The sequence below is a fragment of the Catellatospora sp. NPDC049133 genome (genome assembly GCF_040648455.1).
Taxonomy (GTDB): domain Bacteria; phylum Actinomycetota; class Actinomycetes; order Mycobacteriales; family Micromonosporaceae; genus Catellatospora; species Catellatospora aurea.
Genome location: NZ_JBEZDT010000015.1, coordinates 156785 through 178563, shown reverse-complemented (window position 1 = coordinate 178563; position 21779 = coordinate 156785). Strand labels below are relative to the sequence as shown.

Annotated in this window: 16 protein-coding genes and 1 tRNA gene; 3 read left to right on the top strand and 14 right to left on the bottom strand. The window is 72.9% G+C overall.

Annotation, left to right across the window (positions count from 1 at the left end):
- Window positions 1-123: 123 nt before the first annotated feature.
- The 5 genes from nhaA to AB0B35_RS19235 all read right to left on the bottom strand — a co-directional run bounded on the left by nhaA (window position 124) and on the right by AB0B35_RS19235 (window position 5734).
- Complete coding sequence (gene nhaA, locus AB0B35_RS19255) at window positions 124-1455, bottom strand: Na+/H+ antiporter NhaA (protein ID WP_361047042.1); 1332 nt, start codon at window positions 1453-1455, stop codon at window positions 124-126.
- 379 nt (window positions 1456-1834) lie between these two features.
- Window positions 1835-3649, bottom strand: a complete 1815-nt coding sequence (gene ggt / locus AB0B35_RS19250) for a gamma-glutamyltransferase (RefSeq protein WP_361047040.1) — start codon at window positions 3647-3649, stop codon at window positions 1835-1837.
- Between the two features lie 77 nt (window positions 3650-3726).
- The gene (locus AB0B35_RS19245) at window positions 3727-4224 is read right to left on the bottom strand and encodes an emopamil-binding family protein (protein ID WP_203697042.1); all 498 of its coding nucleotides are present in this window, start codon (window positions 4222-4224) and stop codon (window positions 3727-3729) included.
- Window positions 4225-4302: 78 nt separating this feature from the next.
- On the bottom strand, window positions 4303-4734 hold the full coding sequence (locus tag AB0B35_RS19240; protein WP_361047038.1) for a protein phosphatase: 432 nt from the start codon (window positions 4732-4734) through the stop codon (window positions 4303-4305).
- A 169-nt stretch (window positions 4735-4903) separates the two neighbouring features.
- Complete coding sequence (locus tag AB0B35_RS19235) at window positions 4904-5734, bottom strand: chlorophyllase (protein WP_361047036.1); 831 nt, start codon at window positions 5732-5734, stop codon at window positions 4904-4906.
- Window positions 5735-5900: 166 nt separating this feature from the next.
- Between AB0B35_RS19235 and AB0B35_RS19230 the strand changes: the two genes are divergently transcribed.
- On the top strand, window positions 5901-6926 hold the full coding sequence (locus tag AB0B35_RS19230) for a DUF695 domain-containing protein (RefSeq protein WP_361047034.1): 1026 nt from the start codon (window positions 5901-5903) through the stop codon (window positions 6924-6926).
- 5 nt (window positions 6927-6931) lie between these two features.
- Here the strand turns inward: AB0B35_RS19230 and AB0B35_RS19225 are convergent, their stop codons facing one another.
- The 7 genes from AB0B35_RS19225 to AB0B35_RS19195 form a co-directional block, all read right to left on the bottom strand.
- Window positions 6932-7906: an AraC family transcriptional regulator gene (locus AB0B35_RS19225; protein WP_361047032.1), complete on the bottom strand. Its 975-nt coding sequence runs from the start codon at window positions 7904-7906 to the stop codon at window positions 6932-6934.
- 121 nt (window positions 7907-8027) lie between these two features.
- Window positions 8028-9302, bottom strand: a complete 1275-nt coding sequence (locus AB0B35_RS19220) for a Gfo/Idh/MocA family oxidoreductase (RefSeq protein ID WP_361047029.1) — start codon at window positions 9300-9302, stop codon at window positions 8028-8030.
- 136 nt (window positions 9303-9438) lie between these two features.
- Window positions 9439-10350 (bottom strand): neutral zinc metallopeptidase, encoded by a 912-nt coding sequence (locus tag AB0B35_RS19215; RefSeq protein ID WP_361047026.1) that lies wholly within the window; start codon window positions 10348-10350, stop codon window positions 9439-9441.
- Window positions 10351-10388: 38 nt separating this feature from the next.
- Complete coding sequence (locus AB0B35_RS19210) at window positions 10389-12059, bottom strand: hypothetical protein (protein ID WP_361047023.1); 1671 nt, start codon at window positions 12057-12059, stop codon at window positions 10389-10391.
- A gap of 187 nt (window positions 12060-12246) precedes the next feature.
- A complete protein-coding gene (locus AB0B35_RS19205; protein WP_361047021.1) occupies window positions 12247-13197 on the bottom strand; it encodes a sensor histidine kinase in 951 nt (316 codons plus the stop codon).
- 110 nt (window positions 13198-13307) lie between these two features.
- On the bottom strand, window positions 13308-13643 hold the full coding sequence (locus tag AB0B35_RS19200; RefSeq protein ID WP_361047018.1) for an STAS domain-containing protein: 336 nt from the start codon (window positions 13641-13643) through the stop codon (window positions 13308-13310).
- 45 nt (window positions 13644-13688) lie between these two features.
- Complete coding sequence (locus AB0B35_RS19195) at window positions 13689-15617, bottom strand: amino acid transporter (protein ID WP_361047050.1); 1929 nt, start codon at window positions 15615-15617, stop codon at window positions 13689-13691.
- A 190-nt stretch (window positions 15618-15807) separates the two neighbouring features.
- On the opposite strand from AB0B35_RS19195, the gene AB0B35_RS19190 reads away from it, so the two are divergent.
- Together AB0B35_RS19190 and AB0B35_RS19185 are read left to right on the top strand one after the other, a co-directional pair.
- Window positions 15808-15880 (top strand) — tRNA-OTHER (locus tag AB0B35_RS19190).
- A 26-nt stretch (window positions 15881-15906) separates the two neighbouring features.
- A complete protein-coding gene (locus AB0B35_RS19185) occupies window positions 15907-17610 on the top strand; it encodes a hypothetical protein (RefSeq protein WP_361047016.1) in 1704 nt (567 codons plus the stop codon).
- Between the two features lie 6 nt (window positions 17611-17616).
- On the opposite strand, the gene AB0B35_RS19180 is transcribed toward AB0B35_RS19185, so the two are convergent.
- The gene (locus AB0B35_RS19180; protein WP_361047013.1) at window positions 17617-19296 is read right to left on the bottom strand and encodes a helix-turn-helix domain-containing protein; all 1680 of its coding nucleotides are present in this window, start codon (window positions 19294-19296) and stop codon (window positions 17617-17619) included.
- Window positions 19297-19521: 225 nt separating this feature from the next.
- On the bottom strand, window positions 19522-21779 hold a 2258-nt coding region (locus AB0B35_RS19175), incomplete at its 5' end, for a serine hydrolase (RefSeq protein ID WP_361047011.1).

Sequence of the window (21779 nt, the reverse complement as noted above, 5' to 3'; positions counted from 1 at the left end):
AGTTTCTTACGGCCCTGCGGAACCCGGCCGGCGCGGATCTCGAACACTGCAACCCCTGAAATGATCAGGTGTTGCAACGACGCCTAGAACCCAAGCCGTTAACAAGGTGCCCTTCCTTCGTTTTCAGCGTTCGCTGAGGGTGGGGTCGCGCCAGGGGCCGGTGGGGAGTTCGGGCATGCCCTCGGAGTCGTCGACGGTGCACAGGGGCAGGCGCTCGCCGAGGCAGCGCAGGGCGACAGAGCCGAGTACGGCCGCCAGCAGCGAGCCGGCCAGTACGCCGATCTTGGCTTCGGCCTGCAGGAGCGGATCCTTGAAGGCCAGGTCGGCGATGAACAGAGAAATGGTGAAGCCGATGCCGGCCAGCACCGCGCCGCCGATGAGGTGCCCGTAGCGCACCCGGCCGGGCAGCTCGCCCCAGCCGGTGCGCAGGGCCAGCGCGGCGCCGAGGCTGATGCCGATGGTCTTGCCCGCGACCAGCGCCACCACGATGCCGATGGTCACCGGTGACGTGGCCGCGCGGCGCAGCGTCTCGGCGTCCAGCCGCACGCCCGCGTTGGCCAGGCCGAACACCGGGATCACCAGGAACGCGCTGACCGGGTGCAGAGCGTCCTGCAACCGGTCGTTGGGCGGCACCGTGGCGCGGGCCGCGGCGGCCGCCAGCCGGGCCCGGACAGCGTCGGCGCGCTCGATCACCGCCCGGCCGTAGAAGCGCAGCCGGTCGACCTGCTCCGGCTCCACGGGCGTGGCCGGCACGAGCAGCCCGACGATCACCCCGGCGAGCGTCGGGTGCAGGCCGGAGGCGAACACGGCCACCCACAGCAGCAGGCCGACGACGACGTATGCCTGCAACTGCCAGACCCGCGCCCAGCGCAGCCCGACCAGCACCAGGGTCAGCACCAGCACCGCCACCAGCGCGGGCGCCGACACTCCGCCGGTGTAGAAGATCGCCATCACCGCGATCGCGGCGATGTCGTCGGCGATGGCCAGCGTCAGCAGGAACAGCCGCAGCTGGTCCGGGCAGCGCGGCCCGAACAGGGCGAGGACCCCGACGACGAACGCGGTGTCGGTCGAGATCGGAATGCCCCAGCCGTGCAGAGCCGGCGGCGACGGGTTGAACGCCAGGTAGATCAGCGCCGGCATGATCACACCGCCGAGCGCGCCCAGCACCGGCGCCAGCACGGCTCGCGGGCGGCGCAGCTCCCCGACCGTCAGCTCGCGGCTGATCTCCAGGCCGACGGTGAGGAAGAACAGCGCCATGGCCAGGTCGTTGACCCAGTGCCGCAGATCGAGATCGATCCCGATGTCGCCGATCCGGACCGAGGCCTGGGTGTGCCAGAACTGCTCATAGCCACCGCCGGGCAGGTTGGCCCAGATCAGCGCCAGCACCGTCGCGATGAGCAGCAGCAGGCCGCCGCCGGCCTCGGTGGCCAGGAAGCGCTGCAGCGGGTACGACACGTGCGGCACCGGAATGTGCACCCGCGGACGAGGACCGGGCCGCGGCGGCCTCGGCTCGGTGTTCTGCGCGCTCACCGCGCCCCATCCGCGTGTTTCGTCACGCTTCCCATGATCCCGCGCACGGGCGCTGCGGCCAGGCCGTTTCTCGGACCTGAACCACTCCGCCGCCCCGCCCATCCCCGAGGACAGGACGCGATCGTCCGCCACGCGCGGCCGAACAGGCGGGACACGGCCGTCGACCCGGCGGGTTCAGTCCGGGCGGGGCGCGCGCCAAGGTCACTCGACTTGCCAGGCACATGGGCGAATGCGACCTCAAGATACGCACAGGTGCCTGGCAAGTCGGACGATCATGAGGACCGTGCTCGCCCGGGTCGAGGGATCAGGAGACCGGCACCGGCCAGAGCACGCCGGCGGAGCCGCCGCCGCGGCGGACGGGTTCGGCGGCGGCGAGCAGGCGGCCGTGGCCGAGGAACTCGATGCCGGTCGCGGCACCGATCTCCGGGCTGGCCGCGAACGTGTGGCCGAGCGCCGTCAGCCCGGGGATGTCCGGGGCGAAGCCCGCCTCGGCCAGCACGGCCGCCGTGTTGCGCTGGGTCGCGCGGGCGGCAGCGACCGCCTCCGGCAGGGTCATGCCCAGGTCCAGGCGGTTCACCAGGATCTGCAGCACGGTCGTGATGATCGTCGAGCCGCCGGGGGTGCCGACCGCGAGGAACGGCTTGCCGTCGGCGAGCACGATCGTCGGCGACATCGAGCTGCGCGGCCGCTTGCCGGGGCCGGGCAGGTTCGGGTCGGGCGCGCTGCCCTGGGTCGGGGTGAAGTTGAAGTCGGTCATCTCGTTGTTGAGCAGGAAGCCCCGGCCCGGCACCACCATGCCGTTGCCGCCGGTCTGCTCGATGGTCAGCGTGTACTCGACGACGTTGCCCCAGCGGTCGGCGACGGTCAGGTTGGTCGTGGACTGGCCCTCGGTCACCGCGGGGCTCGGCGCCGCCGCCGCGCAGCCGCCGTACGAGCCGTCGGGCTCACCCGGCGCGACCGGCTTGACCAGCGCCTGCGCCGGATTGATCAGGCAGGCCCGCTCCTTGGCGAACCCGTCGGAGAGCAGCTGCTCCAGTAGCGGGCGCGGAGTGTCGTCGCCGACGAAGCGGTTGCGGTCGGCGAACGCGAGCGCGGACGACTCCAGGTAGCGGTGCAGCGCCTCGGTGCGGGTGAGCGCACTCAGGTCGGTCTGCTCCAGGATGTTCAGCGCCTCGCCGACGGCCTGACCGCCGCTGGACGGGGTCGGCATGCCGTACACGTCGTAGCCGCGGTAGGACACCCGCGTCGGCTGCGGCGTACGCACCTGGTAGGCGGACAGGTCGGACAGTGCCATGGTGCCGGGCCGGATCGGGTAGGCCCAGGCGCCGATCGGCACGTCGGCCACCGGCGGGTGCTGCACGGTGTCGACGATGTCGCGGGCGATCGCGCCCCGGTAGAACGCCCCGGGGCCGTGCCGCGCGATCTCCCGGTAGGTATCGGCCAGGTCCGGGTTGCGGAACACGCTGCCCGCCTCGGGCGGCAGCCCGCCCGGCAGGTACAGCGCGCTGGTGGACGAGAACTGCCCGAACGCGGCCGCGTTGTCGCTGATCTGGGTGCGGAACGTGGTGTCGACGACAAAACCGCGGTCGGCGACCTTCGCCGCCGGGCGCAGCGCGTCGGCCAGGTCGGTCGTGCCCCACTTGCGCAGCGCCTTTTCCCAGGTGGCGAGGGTGCCGGGCACACCCGCGGCGATGCCGCTGACCCGGGCCTCCTGGAACGCGTACGGCAGGCCGGTCGCCGGGTCGACGAACGCGGTCTCCCCCATCGACATCGGCGCGGCCTCCCGGCCGTCGATGGTGTACACCTTCCGGTCCTTGGCGCTGTAGTAGACCAGGAAGCCGCCGCCGCCGATACCGGCCGAGAACGGCTCTGTGACGCCCAGCGTCGCCGCCGCCGCGATGGCAGCGTCGACCGCGTTGCCGCCCTTGCGCAGCACCTCCAGGCCGACCCTGGTCGCGTCGAGATCGACGGTCGCGACCGCGCCGCCGTATCCCGTCGCCACCGGGACCTTGTCCAGGTCAGGTGGCCTCGGGCTCGCCTGGACGGGCCCGGCGGCGGCGGTCGACGCCAGGGTCGCGACGGCGATGCCGGCGAGCGCACGGCGGTGGCGCAGTCTCATGGACTTCCTCCCGGATCGGATCAGGTCGATGTATTCACCGTATGCCGGATGGCCGCCGCGCGCACGCCGAGTCGTGGTCAGAACCGCCGGGTGAACGGTTCCGGTTTACGCATACGCACCAGCAGGAGCAGTGGCAACAGGACATACGGAAGGTTGAACGACAGGAACTTGACCGGGTTCGGGGTCTGCCACTGCGGCTCGCCGAAGAACTCCACACCGAACACGATGATTCCGGTGATCGTGGAGATCATGGTCGCGTAGATGACCGCCGGGAGCTGGATCCAGTTGCGGCCGCGGATCAAGGCGTACACCAGTACCAGGTAGAAGGGCATGTATACCAGGGCGGACAGGCCGGTGACGATGCGCATCCACACCGGGGGGTGCATGAACAGCGGGTCGGTGTCGTGGGCGTACCAGTAGTTGGAGTTGAGGATGACGTTGTCCGACGGCTCGCTGAAGTCGAAGCCCAGCGTCGGCATCAGGTCGGCGATCAGCGATGTGATCGTGAAGACGCTGAACACGACCGCGAAGAAGATGTCGATCCGGCGTTCGCGCAGGGGCAGGTTGGCGCTCATGGGGTGTCCTCACTCGGTGCGAGGGTGATCGATTGGCAGGCAATGTACTGCCTCGATCACGCGTACGACACCCCGCGATCAGCTCGCGCCGAACCCCGCCACGAACCGCCGCTGCCATGGCGTCTCCACGGCCCGCGGGTGGTAGCCGGCGCGCACGTAGGCCACGGCCCGGTCCGCGGGCACCCCGTCGAGCACCGCGAGGCAGGCCAGCGCGGTGCCGGTGCGCCCGATCCCGCCGCCGCAGGCGACCTCGACCCGCTCGTCCCCGGCCCGCTCCAGCACCTCGACCAGCGCCATCCGGAACGCCGCCCGGTCGGCGGGCAGCCAGAAGTCCCGCCAGCGCACCCACCGCGCCGCCCAGGGCGTCTCCGGCGGCGGACCGCCGAGCAGGTACAACGCGAACTGCGGCGGCGCTCCCTCGGGCAGCGGGCGGCGCAGGCCGCGCCCCCGCAGCCACCGGCCGGACGGCAGCCGAAGCACGCCCGGCCCGCCTTCCTCCCACGTCGCCACCGGCCGACGGTAACAGCCCCGCGAGCGCACGCCGGAACCGTCGCCTCCGATGATCCGTTCTTGTGGGCGCTGGACGCCCCTACAGGGGCACCTGGCGTCCACAAAAACGGATCATCACGAGCGCAGCATCCGTTTCGCCCGTTCTTCAGCGAGCGGTGCTCGAAACGACTCAGCCCAGGCGGTCGTCGAGGTGGGTTCCAAGCCCTGCCAGGCGTCTGCGGGCCTCGGTGTCGCCGTTGAGGCGCCAGCGCAGGAAGTCGGTGGTGGACTCGGCGACGAGATCGAAGTCCGGGTCGGCCGGGGACATGAACGGGTTGCGGTGGGTGCCTGTCGGGAGGGTGAGGAACGCCTTCGGCCAGGGCACGGCGTCGTACGCGGCACGTCCTTGGTCGATCGTCACGACCTGGTCGCCGAGGCCGTGGATGAACAGCATCGCCGCCGGGTCGCCCCGGAACTCCGCGCCGACGTCGCGGGCGCTGCCCGCCAGCACGATCCCGGCCTTCAGCCGCGGGTCGCGCCACTTGCCCAGCGCGCCGACCGTGGTCATGCCGCCCAGCGAGTGCCCGCCGGCCGCGATCCGGTCCGGGTCGATCCGGCCGTACAGCGGGTCGCCCTGCTTCGTACTGGCCGCGAGCAGCGCATCGAGCACGGCGGTGACGTCCTGCGGCTGGTTGAGCAGGTCCATCACATCGAGTTTCGCCGCCGCGCCGTTGGTGTACGGGAACGTCGGCGCGGCCACCGCGAACCCCGCGACCACCCAGTTCGCGATCAGGTCGGCGTACTCCGACACCCGGCAGGTGTACCCGTGCACGAACACCACCAGCGGATGCCGGCCATGGCCGGGCGGCAGGTGCACCTCGGTCGGCAGCGGCCGGTCCGGCCCCCTGGCCAGGTCCAGCCGCACCACCTTGGACGGCTCGGCCTCCCCCGCCGGTGCGGGCGAACCGCATCCGGCCAGCAACAGCAGCCCCGCAGCGATGATCGCAGTCCGGCGACGCAACGCAACCTCCCCCGTCGTATGGCGTTCCGTAGGAACTACGCGACGGGTCCTCGACCCGGTTGCTCCCTCGACCGCACCCATCGACGCGGACAAGCCGCCGGACGTGCCGGTCCGCACCGGGCGACGGGCTTCCGCCGTGTCCCGGCCGCCGTTATGCTCCCGCACCATGATCTTCTCCCGGAAGCGGCGTCCCGATCAGTCCGCGGCGATCGCCGCGTTCTGGGCGGCCTGGCCGCGGCTGCGCACCCGGTCCGAGGCGGCGATCGCCGCCCGGGGCTTCCCCGACGACCTGATCGCGGACCTCTCGTCACTGGTCCACGCCATCCACCCCGAGCTGGAGTGGGAGTTCAGCAAGGGCCGGGTGTCCGAGCACGCGTTCATCGTCAGCGCGGCGGGCGACACGGCCCTGCGCGCCATCGCGCACCGCTGGCGGCAGGCGGCCCCGGCGGCGGACGCCACCTGGGAGTTCCACGACGCCCGGCAGGCCGAGCCGGAGATGTTCGAGGCCGCGCTGCAGATCGAAGGCCACCGGGTGGAGCTGGCCGAGCTGCGTTACGCCTTCACCCTCGACGAGCCGCGCAGCGAGTACGACCTCGTGGTCTTCCACCCCGTGTTCGCCACGATGACCCAGAACGAGCGGCTGCGCCTGGCGTTCCTGCCGCTGGCGTGGCTGCTGGGCGAGGACGCGGTCGAGATCTGGATCGGGCGCATCGACACCGCCGCCGAGTGCCCGGCCGGGGCGCAGCCGCCGCAGCAGCTGGCCGCGGCGGTCGCGGAGCTGGCGGCGCAGTATCGCGAGGAGACCTGGGTGCTGATGGGCAACAGCCCGGACGCCGAGGTCCCGCGCATCGCCACGGTGCAGCGGCCGCTCAAGCCCGCCCGCTGGCCGGTGCTGGACACGCACGCCGCGATCACGCTGGCGTTCCGCGGCCGGGACAACGGCATGCCGGAGCCGGACGCGCTCACCGCGCTGCGCGACTTCGAGGACCGGCTGCGGGACGTGCTCGTCGACGCCGAGCACATCGCCCATGAGACCAGCGAGGGAATGCGGACCTTCCACGTGTACGCCGACTCGGCCCGGTTCTCCGCCGACGCCGTCGAGAAGCTGGCCAAGGGCTGGTCCGGGGGCCGGGCGAAGGTCAAGGTCAGCGCGGACCACGGCTGGGAGCGCGTGCGGCACCTGCTGCCGTGACCTGCTCAGGTGCGCAGGGTCTGCCGGGGTGAGCGGCCGTACTCCTCCCGGTAGACGGCCGCGAAGCGGCTCAGGCTGGTGAAACCCCAGCGGCGGGCGACCGCGGCGACGGTGTCGCCCCGGGTCGGGTCGGCGGTCTGCAGGTCGCGGTGGGCCCGGGACAGCCGGACCCGGCGCAGGTACGCCATCGGCGTGCTGTCGGCGTGCCGGGCGAACGCCGCCTGCAGCCCGCGCGAGGAGATCCCGGCCGCCTCGGCGATGTCCTCGACGGTCACCGGCTCGTGCGCATGCGCGTCGATGAAGGCCACCGCGCGCCGCAGCGCCGCGGGGGCGACCCGGCCGGGCTCGCCGACGTACCCGGTGGCGGTGGCGGTGTTGGGGAAGGTCGCGATGGCCGTGGTGGCGGCCAGGTCGACGGCGGCCGCGTGCACGAGCGGGTTGGCCAGCGGCGTGTCCGGCGTGTTGAGCGTGTGGAACAGGTACGCCATGGTGTCGCGCCAGTGCCGGCCCGCCTCGGCGGAGACGGGGGCCATGCCGTCGAAGCGGAAGTCGGCCAGCGCGATGCCGGCGCGGGCCGCGACCCGGGCGACCCGGTCGACCGGCAGTCGCAGCAGCCGCAGGTCGAAGTCGCTCCAGCGGACGGTCAGCGGCGTGCCGGTCGGGTAGAGGAAGGCCCCGCCGCGCGCCGGCCGCAGCTCCTCGCGCCCGGCGCGGACGACGAGGTCGGAGTTCAGCGACACCACGAACATCAGGTACGGCAGCGGGTCGGTCACCGTCTCCACGGTCGCGGTGTGCCGCACGCTGTCCATGCCGAGTTCGCCGGCCTGGACCACGTGCTGGCGGAACCGGAAGTCCTCGGCCCCGCCGAACAACCGCGGCCGGTGCTCGACGTACGACTCGCGGAGGACCTCGTTGGCCACCTCCACGTCCCCGGTCGCGAACTCGCGTGCCCGTACGCGCAGCGCAACACCCTCAGCCATGTCACCCATCCCCGGTGCGGCGGACCCGGCCGTGGTGGCCGGGGTGCCTATCCGGCAAACGACGGTCCGGGGAACCTGGTGTTGCACCGGTGGAACGCGACGCGGGTTCGCGTCCAGCGGGTCAGCCCGCGAGCGCGGCCGGGCGGGCCACGGTGACCACGGTGCCCTCGTGCCGGGCCTGCTCGGCGGCGAACGTGGCCAGGTGGGAGTTGAGCGTCTGGGCCGGGCCGGACAGGATGCGCGCCGGGTCGCCGGTGGCCACCGCGGCGGTGAACGCGTCCATCAGCCCGGCGTCGCCGCCGCCGTGCCCGCCCGCGGCGTCAGCGCCGCCCCCGGTCGCCGGGTCGTGGCTGGTCGCGGTGCCGGTGGTGAAGTCGTGCACGGTCACGCTGACGCCGTCGCAGACCAGCTCGCCACGGGTGCCGAAGACGCGGGTGCGCCGGTGCCCGCCGGTGTTGAAAGCGTTCATGGTGAACGACGCGGTCACCCCGCCGTCGAACTCCATCGCGACCACCTGGTGGTCGACGACGTCGTTGTCGCACGCGTACACGCAGCGCCCGTAGGGTCCTTCACGCAGCGCCGCGGTGAGCGCCTCCTCGGTGAACACCGGCGTGACCACCGACAGCGGCCAGCTGTGCTCGCCCCGGGCCAGCCGGTCGCGGTAGAGCCGGGGTGACGAGTACGGGCAGTCCGGCTCGACGGCGCAGTCCAGGCACCGGTCGGCGGCACCGGCGGGGCGGTTCTCCGGGCGGAAGTGGCGCAGCCCGCCGAAGCTGGACACGCGGGCGATGTCACGGCCGACGATGTGCTGCAGCCAGTCCATGTCGTGGCAGGACTTGGCCAGCAGCATGAAGGTGGACAGGTCCTCGCGCCGCCAGTTGCCCCGCACGAACGAGTGCGCCTGGTGCCAGAAGCCGACCGGCTCGTGGTGCTGCACCGACACCACGTCCCCGATCGCCCCGGCGTCGATCAGGTGCTTGACCAGCCGGGTGTACGGGGCGTACCGCAGCACGTGGCAGACCGCGAGCATCACGCCGGCCTCGCGAACCGCGTCGACGATGCGCACGCACTCCTGCGGGGTCGGTGCGAGCGGCTTCTCCAGCATGATGTGCAGGCCGCGCGCGGCGGCGGCGACGGCCGGGTCGGCGTGCCCGGCGTCCTGGGTGGCGATGACGACCGCGTCGGCCGCGAGGTCCCCGCCGGCGAGCAGCTGCCGCCAGTCGTCGTGCTGCCCGGCGGGGTCGATGCCGTGCGCAGCGGCGAAGCGGGCCCGCCGCTCGGGGTCGGGTTCGGCGACGGTGACGAACCGGGCCCGGTCGGGATGGGCCAGGGCCCAGCGGGCGTACGCGTTGCCGCGGTCACCCGCGCCGATCAGCGCCAGACGCACAGGATTCACGAGGACACTCCCGAAGATCGGTTCCCGGTCCCGGCCACTATAGGAACCGTTTACTGGTACGGCAAGCAGCGGCCGGGCCCGGAACGTAACACGTCCCGGGCCCGGCCGTCCCCGCCCGCCCGCCGCGGGCGGAGCCTCAGACGCCCCTGGTGAAGGTGTCGCACTGGCGGCCGTCGCCGGTGCGGTAGCCGGTGTTGAACCAGTCGCTGCGCTGCTTGGCGGTGCCGTGGGTGAACTTGGACTCGTCGACCCGCCCGCCCGACTTCTCCTGGATCTTGTCGTCGCCGATCGCGGCGGCCGCCTCCAGTGCCTGGTCGATGTCCTGCTGGGTGACCGACTTGAAGATCGCGGTGCCCTTGTTGTCCTTCGTCTCCACGGCGTGCTTGGCCCACACCCCGGCCAGGCAGTCGGCCTGCAGTTCCAGCTTCACCGACAGCGCGTTGGCGCTGCCCGGGTCGCGTTCGGACTGCCGCTGCACGTCCGCCGAGATGCCGAGCAGGTTCTGCAGGTGGTGGCCGTACTCGTGGGCGAGCACGTACGGCTGGGCGAACTGCCCGTCCGCGCCGAAGCGGCTGGCCAGTTCGTCATAGAACGACAGGTCGATGTACACCTGCTTGTCCGGCGGGCAGTAGAACGGGCCCACCCCGCTGTCGGCCGAGCCGCAGCCGGTGTTCACGGCCTGGGAGAAGAACACCGTGTCGGTCTGCTCGTACGGCTGCCCGAACGTCTGCGGCATCGCCTGCTGCCAGTACGCCTGGATCGAGTTCACGTACAGCGTGTTGCGGCACTCGGCGTTGTCGAGCCGGTCGGGGTTGGCCGTCGAGCAGGTCTGGCTCACGCCAGGGCCGCCGTCGTCGCCGCCGCCGAACATCTGCGGGCCCAGGAAGGTGCCCACCAGCGCCAGCCCGATCACGATCAGCGTGCCGACGATGCCGCCGCCGACCGGGATCGGGATGCCGCCGAGGCCTCCACCGCCTCCGCCGCCCCCGGATCCCCGGGCGTCGGTCACCTGGCTGGTATCGATGTCCGCGTTCTCGTTGAGGGTCATGCCGGCGCGATACCCCGCGCCGGCTGCCCCTTAACCGGTCACGAGACGGGCGCGAGGTCCATCACCGAGACCCGGCACACCGGCTCGCCCTCGACCACCACCGCGTGGATCTCCCGGTAGCCCGGACCGGGCTCCTTGGTGGTGATCCGGAAGTACGGCTGGCCGTCGCCGACCGACACGAAGTTGTCCGGCAGGTCCACCTCGGCCAGCGAGTTCCACTGGTGCTCGTCGCGGAACGTCGGGGCGGTGTCGGCGGTGTACCGCTGGTAGTTCTCCCCCAGCCAGACCGCCGCGGCGCGGGTGCAGGAGCCGTAGTAGGTGCTCTCGTAGTCGTGCCGGGCCGTGGTGTAGCCGCCGGCCAGCGGGCTGAAGTACGAGTACTCGTACGGGTAGATGCGGGCGGAGGCGTATAGGGCCTCGCCCTGGCCGAGCACCGCCGCGCCGATCAGCGCCCAGGCCAGCGCGGTGCGGCCGGAGTCGAACGACTCCCGCGCCCAGCGCACCAGCAGCACCGCGGCCAGCACGATCATGCCGGGCGCGACGAACAGGAACTGGCGCAGGCTGTTGTACAGCGTCGAGTGCGCGCCGATGATCAACGCGAGCGGGAGCAGGATGTACGCCCCGACCAGCAGCATCCGCCCATCCAGCCGCCGGCGGCGGACCAGCGCCACGACCGCGGCCACCGCACCGGCGACGGTCAGCGCGACCACGGGCAGCGGCGAACCGATCACCAGCCACCAGGGGGCGTAGTACCAGGGCAGCTGAGTGGAGCGGACCATCTCGCCGCCGAACAGGATCTCGTTGTCCCAGTCGTACTTCGCCATCGACTCGACCGACGACAGCAGCCCGTCGACCGGGTTGGTCAGCAGGAACGGCCAGAACACCGACATCACCAGGTACGCCGTGGTGCCGATGGCCAGCATCGCGGTGAACTGGTTGGTCAACTCGGTGCGCAGCTCCCGCCCGCGCAGCTTGTGGCCGTGCCGGACCCAGAAGCCGAGCGAGACGAATGCCAGCAGCCCGAACCACAGCAGCGCGTTGACCCGGATCGAGCCCGCGAAGCCGATCGCCGCGCCGACCCCGGCCAGCTCCAGCACCTCGAACCGGCGGTCCGGCTGCCGCCAGCGCCGCATCAGCCGCAGCACCAGCCACAGCACCAGGACCATCGCCACGGCCAGCGGGATGTCCTTGGAGTTGTTCATCATCTGGCCGGTGTAGCGCGGGTACAGCGCGAGGCCGACCGCGGCGGCCAGCCCCGCCCACGCGCCGAGGCGGCCGCGTCCGGCCAGCTCCCGGGCTGCCAGCGCGGTGATCAGCATGCCGAGCACGCCGAACAGCCCGTTGACGATCGTGCGGGTGTTCCAGATCTCCCCGGTCAGGTGCTGGAAGAACGCCACGATCAGCTCGAACCCGGCGCCGTGCTGCGGCATGTACAGGTAGTCCGGGAAGTCCAGGAACGAGCGGTCCGTGGTGCCGGACAGGTAGAACTTCAGCACCCTGGCGCCGTAGTCGTCCTGCATGTACTCGTCGTAGGTGCGGCCGTGGAAGCGGCCCTGCGCGACGGTGAACCACGACATCACCAGCAGCAGGGCGCCGAGCAGCAGGTGCGGCAGCCGCTCGCGCCACCACGGGGCGGCGGGCTCGGCGGCGACGGCGGGCGGGGCGTCGTCCGGGCCCGCGGTTTTCGGCTCGACGTCTACATCGGACACGAAGCTGCTCCTGAGGTATGGGAACGGGCAGGTGGCCAGACCCGCCACCAGCGGGTCCCGGGCACCGGGGTCGGGGCGACCGCGCCGCCCGGATCGACGGGTCTCCCCATCGCAAGATTGTCGCCCAGCCTGCCGCCGAGCACCAGCCGCAGCCGAGCGCGTCGCCCTCCTGGCGGATCGGCGCTGCTCAGCGGGGCAACTCCCCGCCGAGCAGCCGGACCGAGAAGCCGTCGGGCCCGCGCCGCAGGGAGACGTACGCGCAGATCTGGTGGGCCAGCCACAGGCCCCAGCCGCCCGGGCTCGCCCCGGGGACCAGGCCGGCGAGCGGGTCGGCCGGGCCGGGCCCGTGATCGGTCACCGTGACCACGATGCGGCCCGGGACGGCCCACAGCCGCAGCAGCACCGGCGGCCGGCCGTGCAGCACCGCGTTGGTGACCGTCTCCGTCGTCGCCAGCAGCAGGCCGCTGAGGTCGTCCTCGGCCAGGCGGGCGGTCGCCTGCAGCGCGACCAGCGCACCCCGGGCCTGCGCGGTCGTCGGCGCGCTCAGCTCGATCGCGGGCACGGTGTCCTCCAGCGGGTCGCGCCACGGCGTCACCCCCTCCGCCAGCAGGGCGAACGGGTCCTGGAAGGCGAGGTTGGCGGTGTGCCCGAGCGGTGTGGCGATGTGCGGGTGGGTGCGCCGCACGAAGTCGAGTACCTCGTCCGGCGTGGTCCGGGTGTCGTACGGGCACAGGCCCCACAGCGGGAAGTCGTCGTAGGCGTGGTTCACGGCGGCCTCGTAGCGCGCCCACCACTCCCACGGCACGCCCACGCCCGGATGCGGCACGTCACCGGCGACCCGGATCTGCGCCGCCCCAGCCGCCACATGTTCGGCGAGCATCTCCCGGTACCGCTTGATCGCACCGGCCGGCCGCTGGTACTGCGCGTCGCCGCGGACGAAGACGACCCCGCTGCCGGCGCCCAGGGCGTCACGGACCAACCGCTCATGAGGTTCGGCGAACACGGCCAGCGTGGGCTCGCCCACGGCTACGCCGTCGGAGAGGAAGGGAATGACGACCGAAAGGAATTCGTCGTCGGATGCGTAGAAGGCCGTCTCGTGGAAGAAGCCGCGGTGTTCCGCGGCCGCGCCCGTCCTCACGACACCTGCTCGCGCATCATCGACTCCCCGCACGCCAGGCAGATACCCCCGACGTGTCCGGCCAACCTAACACGGGCACGTGAGATCGTCTCCGGTTCACCGGCCCGGCGTCAGTCCAGCGGTTCGCCGCTGAGGTGGGCGTACACCCCGGCCACCTGCAACACACGCAGCGCCATGCCGGCCGTGTTGACCAGGCGCAGGCCCCGGCCCGCCCCGACCGCGTCGTTGCGCGCCCGCACGAAGGCCCGGATGCCGGACGAGTCGATGAAGGTGACCGCGGTCATGTCCACCTCGACCGGCAGGCCCGGGTGCGCGGCCGCCGCCGTCGACAGCCAACCGTGCAGGTCGTCCGCCACCGCCAGATCCACCTCGCCGCTCAGCGCGACGCGCACCACGCCGTCTGTCGCGACGACGTGGTGGCTCAGCTGGGGTGGTGGCAGGCTCACGCGAAGCTTTGTAGCACACCTGCCCGCACGGGCGCTCGGGCGAGGTCAGCCGCCGACGTGGATGCCGGGCCGCCGCGCGGGGTCGGTGTCGCGCTCGCGCAGGATCTCCCGGACCACCGGCGGGGTGTCACCGCGCCCGAGGAACAGGTAGCGCAGCAGGTGGGTCAGCGGCGAGCCCTCGGACCACTCGAAGTAACAGTGCGGGCGCACGCCGGTGGTGTCGCGCAGCGCGAGCAGGATCGCGGCGATGGCGTTCGGGGCGGCCGGGGCCGACGCCCGCAGCACCCGATATTCGCCGACCTGCACGCCGGCCACCTGGAGCACGTCGGAGAACATCGACGGGTCCACCACGTCGATCTCCAGGAACAGCACGTCGGCGCGGCCCGGGACCGGGTTCATGCCGCGCTGCTCGCGCTCCTTGGCGGAGTACTCCGCGACGTCGCCCGCCTGGCGGCGGTTGGCGATCAGGTTCAGCTGCCCGTCGTGGTCGATCGAGTCGGTGACGAACTGCCGGGCGCGGGTGTCGAACTCGATGTGCTTGACCCGCAGCTCGGTGGTGCGGGCGGCGCGGGAGATCAGGGAGATCACCACGATGGCGAGGATGAACATGGCCGAGATGGCGATGCCGTCGGGCTTCTCGTGGATGTTCTCGCCGAGGGCGTACAGCAGGACCAGGGTGAGCACCGCGAACCCGGCGGTCGCCCACTTGCGCCGGTAACGCGCGGCCGAGATGGTCACCGCGACGCTGCCGGAGACCATCATCGCCAGGATGCCGGTGGCGTACGCCCCGGCCTGCGCCTCGACGTCGGCCCCGAACGCGATGGTCACGCCCACGCAGACGACCGTGTAGACCAGCACCACCGGCCGGACCGCGCGGGCCCACTCCGGCGCCATGCCGTAGGACGGCAGGTAGCGCGGCACGATGTTGACCAGGCCCGCCATCGCCGACGCGCCCGCGAACCACAGGATCAGGATCGTGCTGATGTCGTAGACCGTGCCGAAGCCCTCGCCCAGGTGCTCGTGCGCGAGGTACGCCAGCGCCCGGCCGTTGGCCGCGCCGCCCTCGGCGAACTCCTCCGCCGGGATCAGCACCGTGGTGACGAAGCTCGTCAGCAGCAGGTACACCGACATGATCAGCGCGGCGACGGTGAGCAGCTTACGGGTGTTGCGCACCCGTGACGCCATCCGGGTGCGGCCGTCGGAGCCCTCGGCGGCGACCAGCGGCATCATGCTCACGCCGGTCTCGAAGCCGGACAGGCCCAGCACCAGCAGCGGGAACGCCAGGATCGCCGGGCCGAGCATCCCGCCGAACCCACCTCCGCCGCTGGTCAGCGCGTCGGTCCAACCCGACCACGCGCCGGGCGTGGTGAACACCTCGACCAGGCCGTACACCGCGATGATCGCGTTGAGGCCGAGGAAGACCGCGACCAGCGGGATCGCGACGCCGACCGCTTCGCTGAAGCCGAGCAGGAACACCCCGCCGAGGATGAGCAGCAGGACCACCGTGATGGTGACCGCGTGGCCCTCCAGGAAGTGCGGGGCCAGGGGGTTCTCCAGCAGGTGCACCGAGGCGTCGGCGGCCGACAGGGTGATCGTGATGATCCACGAGGTGGCCACGAAGCCGAGCAGCACCAGCACGAAGACCTTGCCGCGCCAGAACGGCAGCAGGTCCTCCAGCATCGCCACCGAGCCCTGCCCGTGCGGGCTCTCCTTGGCCACCCGCCGGTACATCGGCAGCATGCCCAGCAGGGTCAGCGCCACGATCAGCAGCGTGGCGAGCGGGGAGAGCGCGCCCGCGGCGGTCGCCGCGATCGCGGGCAGGTACGCCAGGGTGGAGAAGTAGTCGACGCCGGTCAGGCACATGACCTTCCACCACGACTGCGGCTTGGCGTGGCTCTCGTCGGCCTCCGGCCCGACCGGCTGCACGCGGTGCTGCAGCAGCCAGCCGCCGAGCCGCCCGGCGGGCGGTTGCATGCCCTCGGGGCTGTCGACGACGGCGGGAATGGCGTACTCGACTGCCTCGCCGGTGGTGGTGTCGCTGCTCATGACCTTCTCGATACCCGGGTGTGCGAACCTGACTCGCGAACAGCGCACACCATAGGCCCGCCTGTCACGGCATGCGCGCCCGGCCCGCTGTCGGGGTGGTCCGTTAGGCTGCCCGCGGCAGGCTGTAGCGCAGAGGTCGTCGCGCCACTTCGCGCAGTTGGAGGACGCCGGTTCGAATCCGGCCGGCCTGCCACCCACCCGTCTTGGAGGTGTGTGCATGATCACGCTGCTGCGCGGCGATCTGACGCAGTGGCGGCGCATCCGCACCCGCATGCCCACCCCGCAGGCCGTCGCCGCGGCGGCCGACGCCCGCGCCGCCGGTGACTGGCGCACGGCCGCGGCGCTCGCCGACACCGACGTCGACCTGGACCTCGACGAGGTCCGCGACCGGTTCGGCACGCAGGCCGCCGTCGCCATCGACGAGGACCTGCGCCACCTCGCCCTGGACCTGCTGCTCTGGCACCTGCCGCGGCACCACGGCGGCCTGACGACGCTGCGGGCCCAGACCAGCGCGGTGCTGGCGCCAGGCGCCGTCGACCAGGGCACCCCGCTGCTGCGGGTGCGCCTGCCGCAGTCGCCGAACGGCCCGCAACGGCTGCGGCTGACCGTCGCGACGCGCGCCGACCTGAACGACCGCTGGTACGTCGCACCGCGCCATACCTGGGACGTACGCGAGAGCGCGGCGTTGCGGGCCGCGTGGGGCTGCTCGGCGGACCGGCCGCCGCTGCTCACGCCCGACGGCAGGCCGCTGGCCTGGTCCGCGCTGGGCACCGGAGACGACCCGGCGGCCGCGACCGAACGCGTCTACCTGATGCTCGCCGCGGGCGAACACGCCGCCGCCTGGCGCGCCTGCGGCATCGACGTCCCGTTCACCGACACCAAGGCGCTGCACCGCGACTCGGCCACGCCGACCTGCCCGGTCGGCCTGGCCGCCGAGATCCGGGCCGCCGCCGCGACGTTCGCCGAGCGCCCCCGGTTTCCCGCCGAACGGGTCGACACCCTGTTCGGGGCACATCTCAACGTCAGCGTCGGGGACGACCTCGTCGCCGCGGAGTCGGACCCGCACGACTACAACGAGGGTCCGCCGCAGGTCGCGAGCGGCCCGGTCCCGGCCGACCTCGCCCTGCTGCACGCCGGTCTGCTGACCCCGGACGACCTGCACCCGCTGCTGCGCGCCGCGCTGTTCCCGATGCTGCCGCCCGCGCGGCACCGCGGTGACCACCGGTCGGCGACCGACCTCCGCTTCCCGACCATCGGCGTGGTCGGGCCACCCGGCCGCGAGCTGTCACCGGAGTCGACGGTGGGTGAGCCTGGCGCGCCGGTCCGGGTGCGCTGCCGGGGCGAGTGGCACACGGTGGCCGTACGCGACGGAGCGCTGCGGCTGCACAGCCACGACGCCGACGAGCAGCGCCGCGAGCAGGCGCTGCGGGTGATGGGCGGGGCGAGCGCCGGCTGCTTCGCGGTCCGCGAGACCTGGCTGACCGGGGCCGGGCGGCTGCCGAAGGCCCTGGCCGCGCAGCGCACCCGAGTGCGCGAGCGGCTGCTCGACGGCGACACCGAGTGGCTGCTCGACGGCCTGACCAGGGGCGTCGTCGACCCGCTGATGCGCGACGGCCGCGGGTGGTCGCTGCGGCACATGGCGATGTGGGTCGACCACGCGCGCGTGCTGCCGCTGCTGGACGCGGCAGGCCTGCCCGTGGACGCCCGCGACCGCATCGGCCGCACCCCGCTGTACGTCGCCCTGATGAACGGCGGCGACATCGCCCTGATCCGCGCTCTGCTCGACGCGGGTGCGGACCCCTACGCGGAGACGGTTCACGGCGCGAGCGCGATCCACGTGTCCAACGCCCGCGCCCGCCGCGCCGACTGGGCGCTGCTCGACCAGCTGTGGTGCGACCGCCGCATCCCGATCCACCGCTGACGCCGGTCAGCGGCGGCGCTCGGTGACCGCTTCCGGGATGATGACGCGCAACTGGAGCATCGCTGCGAAGCGGGCCTCGGGGTCGGTCAGGTCCAGGCCGCCGACCTCGGCCAGGCGGCGCAGCCGGTAGCGGAACGTGTTCGGGTGCACGTACATCGCCGCCGACGCCGCGATGACGTCGCCGAACGCGTCCAGCCACGCCCGCAGGGTGTCCACCAGGTTCGTCTGGTGCTGCTCGTCGTACGCGAACAGCCGCGCGACCGGCCCGGTCGGCCGGTCGCCGCGCGCCGCGACCAGGTCGCGCAGCTCCAGCACCAGCGACTCCACATGCACGTCGGACAGCCGTGCCACGCGGTGCCCGCGCGGGCCGTGCACCGGGGCGGAGCGCAGCACCCGCAGCGCCCGGTCGGCCCCGGCCCGCGCGTCGGAGAGCCCGCCCGCATCGGCGGCCACCGCCCCGATGCCGATCACGGCGCGCACCCGGTCGCCGACCCGGTCGAGGAAGTCGGTGGCGATGCGCAGCGCGCGCTGCTCGCCGTCGCCGTCGCGGGCCACCGGCAGCAGCCCGTACGCGACGTCGCCGACCAGCGCCGCGACGCAGCGCGGATGCACCGCGGTCAGGTGCATCGCCAGGCCGTCGGCCAGCCGCTGGCGCTCGCCGGTCAGGTTGACGTCCGCGCCGATGGACTCGTCGCCGGGCGGCAGCATGGCCAGTGCCAGCACCACCACCGGCTGGTCGGCCAGGCCGAGGCGGTGCAGCGCCTCACGCGCGCCCGCACCGCCCTCCAGGGCCGTGCTGAGCAGGTCCGCGCGCAGCCGTCGGGCGACGTCCGCGCCGGCCCGGATCCGCAGCATGTGCAGTGCGACCAGGCGGGCCGCGTCGCGCAGCGCCTGGCTGCGCTCGGCGGTCAACGGCTCGCGCACGGCGGCCCAGATCGAGCCGAGCACCTCGTCGCCGGCGCGCACCGCCACCGCGACCCGCGGCACGCTGAACCCGCCCGGCTCGCCCGGCGGCTCGACGAACACCGGCTGGTCGCTGCGGTACAGATCGCGGAACACGCCGCGTTCGGCCAGCAGCCGCGCGTACTGCTCGGGCACCTGGCGGCCCAGGATCGTCTCCACCCGGGACGGGTCGGCCTCGTCCTGCCGCCCGGAGAACGCCAGCACCCGGGAGCTGCGGTCCTCGATCGTCACCGGCGCGTCGAGCAGCGCCGCGACCGCGTTGGCCAGGGCGAACAGGTCACCTGAGGGCATCCCGCCGATGGTCTGCGGTTCGGCTTCGCCGACGTCGCCCTCGGCCAGCAGCGCCCGCAGCAGCGCGGCCAGCTGCGCCCACGAGGCTCCCCGGGTCAGCGCGAGCAGCGCCACTCCCGAGTCGTCGGCGGCCTGCCGCAGTTCCGGGGTCAGCGCGAGCGGCGCGCGCAGCACCAGGGCGGTGGCCTCGTGCCGGCCCAGGGTGTGCAGCAGCGCCGCGATCTCGACCGGTTCGCGCAGGCCGACGCCGAGCACCAGGGCGCGCTGCGGCAGCACCGGCTCTTCGAGCGGGTCGTGGATGGTGACACCGCCGATGTCGCCGCCCCGGTCGGCGTCGCCGTGCACGAGTTCGAGCAGCGTCGCGCCGAGGTCGTCGAGCACACGACCGAGGGTGGCCTGGGAGCGCAGGTTCATCTTCACGGGGGCGAGCACCGTCCGACCATAGGAGCAGGACGGCAAGGCTAGTTCGTCTCGGCCGACAACACCAGGCCCTCATTTCGTCGCCGGGCACCAGTCCCCGGCTTCGGCCGGAGCACGCGCCGATTGCCGGTGCGGGCCGCCGACCAGCTCCAACGCCGCCGCTTGGAAAGGAAGGGCACCTTCTACAACGCGGAGCGTTGTGAAGGTGCCCTTCCTTTCCACCCTGAGGAGGGGGCGTCAGGCGATCTTCGGGGTGGCTCGGACGCCGAAGTGCACGTAGCGCTCGCCGCCGGGCAGGCCGTAGAACGTCACCGGCGTCCAGGTCTGCTGGCCGGGCTCGCGCACGACGTACAGGTCGGTGGCGACCGGGGTCAGCGTGAACTCGTGCACGGGGTCCGGCATCAGCGAGGCGAGCGGCCCGGTGATGGTCACCCGCAGCACGCCGTCCGCGAGGACCTCCATTCGGGAACCGGCCCGCTCGTACACGCCCAGGTGCGGCGTCAGGTCCGCCTCGACCGGGTCGGCCGGCGGGGCGAGCGGGTGGGGCATGGCCACCCCGGCGAGTTCGGCGAAGATCTCCCGGTACAGCTCCTCGTACAGGTCGCGGGCGTTGCCGCCGTTGGAGAGCATGGTGACCGCGAGGCCCTGGGCGGGCAGCATCCGCAGGAACGCGGCCTGCCCGATGGTGTTGCCGTCGTGGCCGATCAGGCGCGCGGAGTCCCAGCCGAACCGGATCCAGCCCAGGCCCCACGAGTCGCCGAGGGAGTGCTTGTCGGGCAGGTCGGCGTGCAGTTCCGCCATCGCGGCGGTGCTGTCCGCGCTCAGCACCCGGGTGCCGTCGGCGGCGAGCCCTCCGGTGAGGTGCATCCGGGCGAAGGCGAGCACGTCGGCGGCGGTGGCGCTGATCAGCCCGGCCGGGCCCAGCGCCCGCGGCAGGCCCCACACCGGGGCCCGCAGCTGGGTGCCGTCCGGGCCGGCGACGTGGCCGACCGCGGCGCGGTGCAGCAGCGCCTCCTCGGGCAGGGTGCCGGTGCGGGTCAGGCCGAGCGGGGTGAACAGCCGGTCCCGCATGGCCTTGTCCCAGGTGCCGCCGGTGAGCCGCTCGATGACGTACCCGGCCAGCGAGAACCCGGAGTTGCAGTAGGACCACGTCGCGCCGAGCGGGTGGTTCTGCGCGACCTCGGCCAGCAGCGCGGTGTACTTCTCCAGGCAGTCGTCGCCGCGGCCGGTGTCGTCGAACACGTCGCCGTCGATGCCGCTGGTGTGCGTGAGCAGGTGCCGCATGGTGACCTGCTTGGCCACGTCCGGGTCGGACAGCCGCAGCTCGGGCAGCACCTGCGCGAGCGGGGCGTCGAGGTCGAGCAGGCCCTCGTCGGCCAGTTGCAGCGCGACGGTGGCGGTCCACACCTTCGAGATCGAGCCGATCTGGAACACCGAGTCGGTGGTGGCCGCCACGCCGGTGTCGGCGTTGAGCACGCCGTACGCGGCCTCGGCCAGCTCGTCGGGCCGGCCGTCGGCGCCGACCCGCAGGATGCCGAGCGTCGCGCCGGGCACCTTGTGCTTGGCGGCCAGCGCGTTCAGGCGGCGCTGCCAGTGCGCGGCGTCGACCGGCGGGCGACCGGTCCCGGTGTACCGCTCGACCCAGTCGACGACGCGGCGGTTGAAGTCGGCGCGGTGCGAGGGCGGGCCGTCGAGGATGAACAGGTGCGAGCCCTCCGGGTAGAGCACCAGGCTGGTCGGCACCCCGTTCTCGCGCAGCGCGGCGTGCCACTGCTGGGCCTGCCCGACGGGGCAGCGCAGGTCCGCGCCGCCGTGCACCACGAGAGTGGGCGTACACACCTTGTCCACCTGTGCGAACGGCGACATCGCCGCGTAGCGGGCCGTCTCGCGCCACGGCTGCCCGCCCAGTTCGTGCTCGGCGAGGAAGTGCCCCTGGTCGGAGGTGCCCGCCATGCTGTCCAGGTCGCTGACGACCCCGCCCGCCACGGCCGCCGCGAACCGGCCGTCCCGGCTGGTCAGGTAGCAGGTCATGTAGCCGCCGTAGCTGTAGCCGGTGACCGCGAGCCGGGCCGGGTCGGCGAGCCCTGCGGCGACGAGCTGGTCGATCGGCTCCAGGAAGTCCTTGGCGTCGCCGTCTCCCCACGCGCCGATCGCGGCGTTGAAGAAGCTCTCGCCGTAGCCGTCACTGCCGCGCGGGTTGAGCAGCAGCACCGTCCAGCCGCGGGCGGCGAGCTCCTGGTGGTAGAGGTGGATCTCGTCGGCCGCGCCGTTCCACGCGTTGTGCGGGCCGCCATGGATGTCCAGCAGCAGCGGGCGCGGGCCGGTGGCCGCGGGGTCGCGGACGAGCCAGCCGTGCACCACCGTGCCGTCGGAGACGGTGAACTCGCGCTCCTCGCGGGCGTACAGCCGGGACAGGTCGGTGCCGTGGGGGGGGGGGGGGGGGGGGGCGCGCGGGGGGGCGGCCGCTGCGTCTCGCGCACACGCCGGGCTGAGTC

Coding starts and splice junctions, on each gene's coding strand:
- ggt (WP_361047040.1), bottom strand. CDS start 3,649: ATGAGACTGCGCCACCGCCGTGCGCTCGCCGGCATCGCCGTCGCGACC.
- AB0B35_RS19245 (WP_203697042.1), bottom strand. CDS start 4,224: ATGAGCGCCAACCTGCCCCTGCGCGAACGCCGGATCGACATCTTCTTC.
- AB0B35_RS19230 (WP_361047034.1), top strand. CDS start 5,901: ATGATCTTCTCCCGGAAGCGGCGTCCCGATCAGTCCGCGGCGATCGCC.
- AB0B35_RS19225 (WP_361047032.1), bottom strand. CDS start 7,906: ATGGCTGAGGGTGTTGCGCTGCGCGTACGGGCACGCGAGTTCGCGACC.
- AB0B35_RS19215 (WP_361047026.1), bottom strand. CDS start 10,350: ATGACCCTCAACGAGAACGCGGACATCGATACCAGCCAGGTGACCGAC.
- AB0B35_RS19195 (WP_361047050.1), bottom strand. CDS start 15,617: ATGCAACCGCCCGCCGGGCGGCTCGGCGGCTGGCTGCTGCAGCACCGC.
- AB0B35_RS19185 (WP_361047016.1), top strand. CDS start 15,907: ATGATCACGCTGCTGCGCGGCGATCTGACGCAGTGGCGGCGCATCCGC.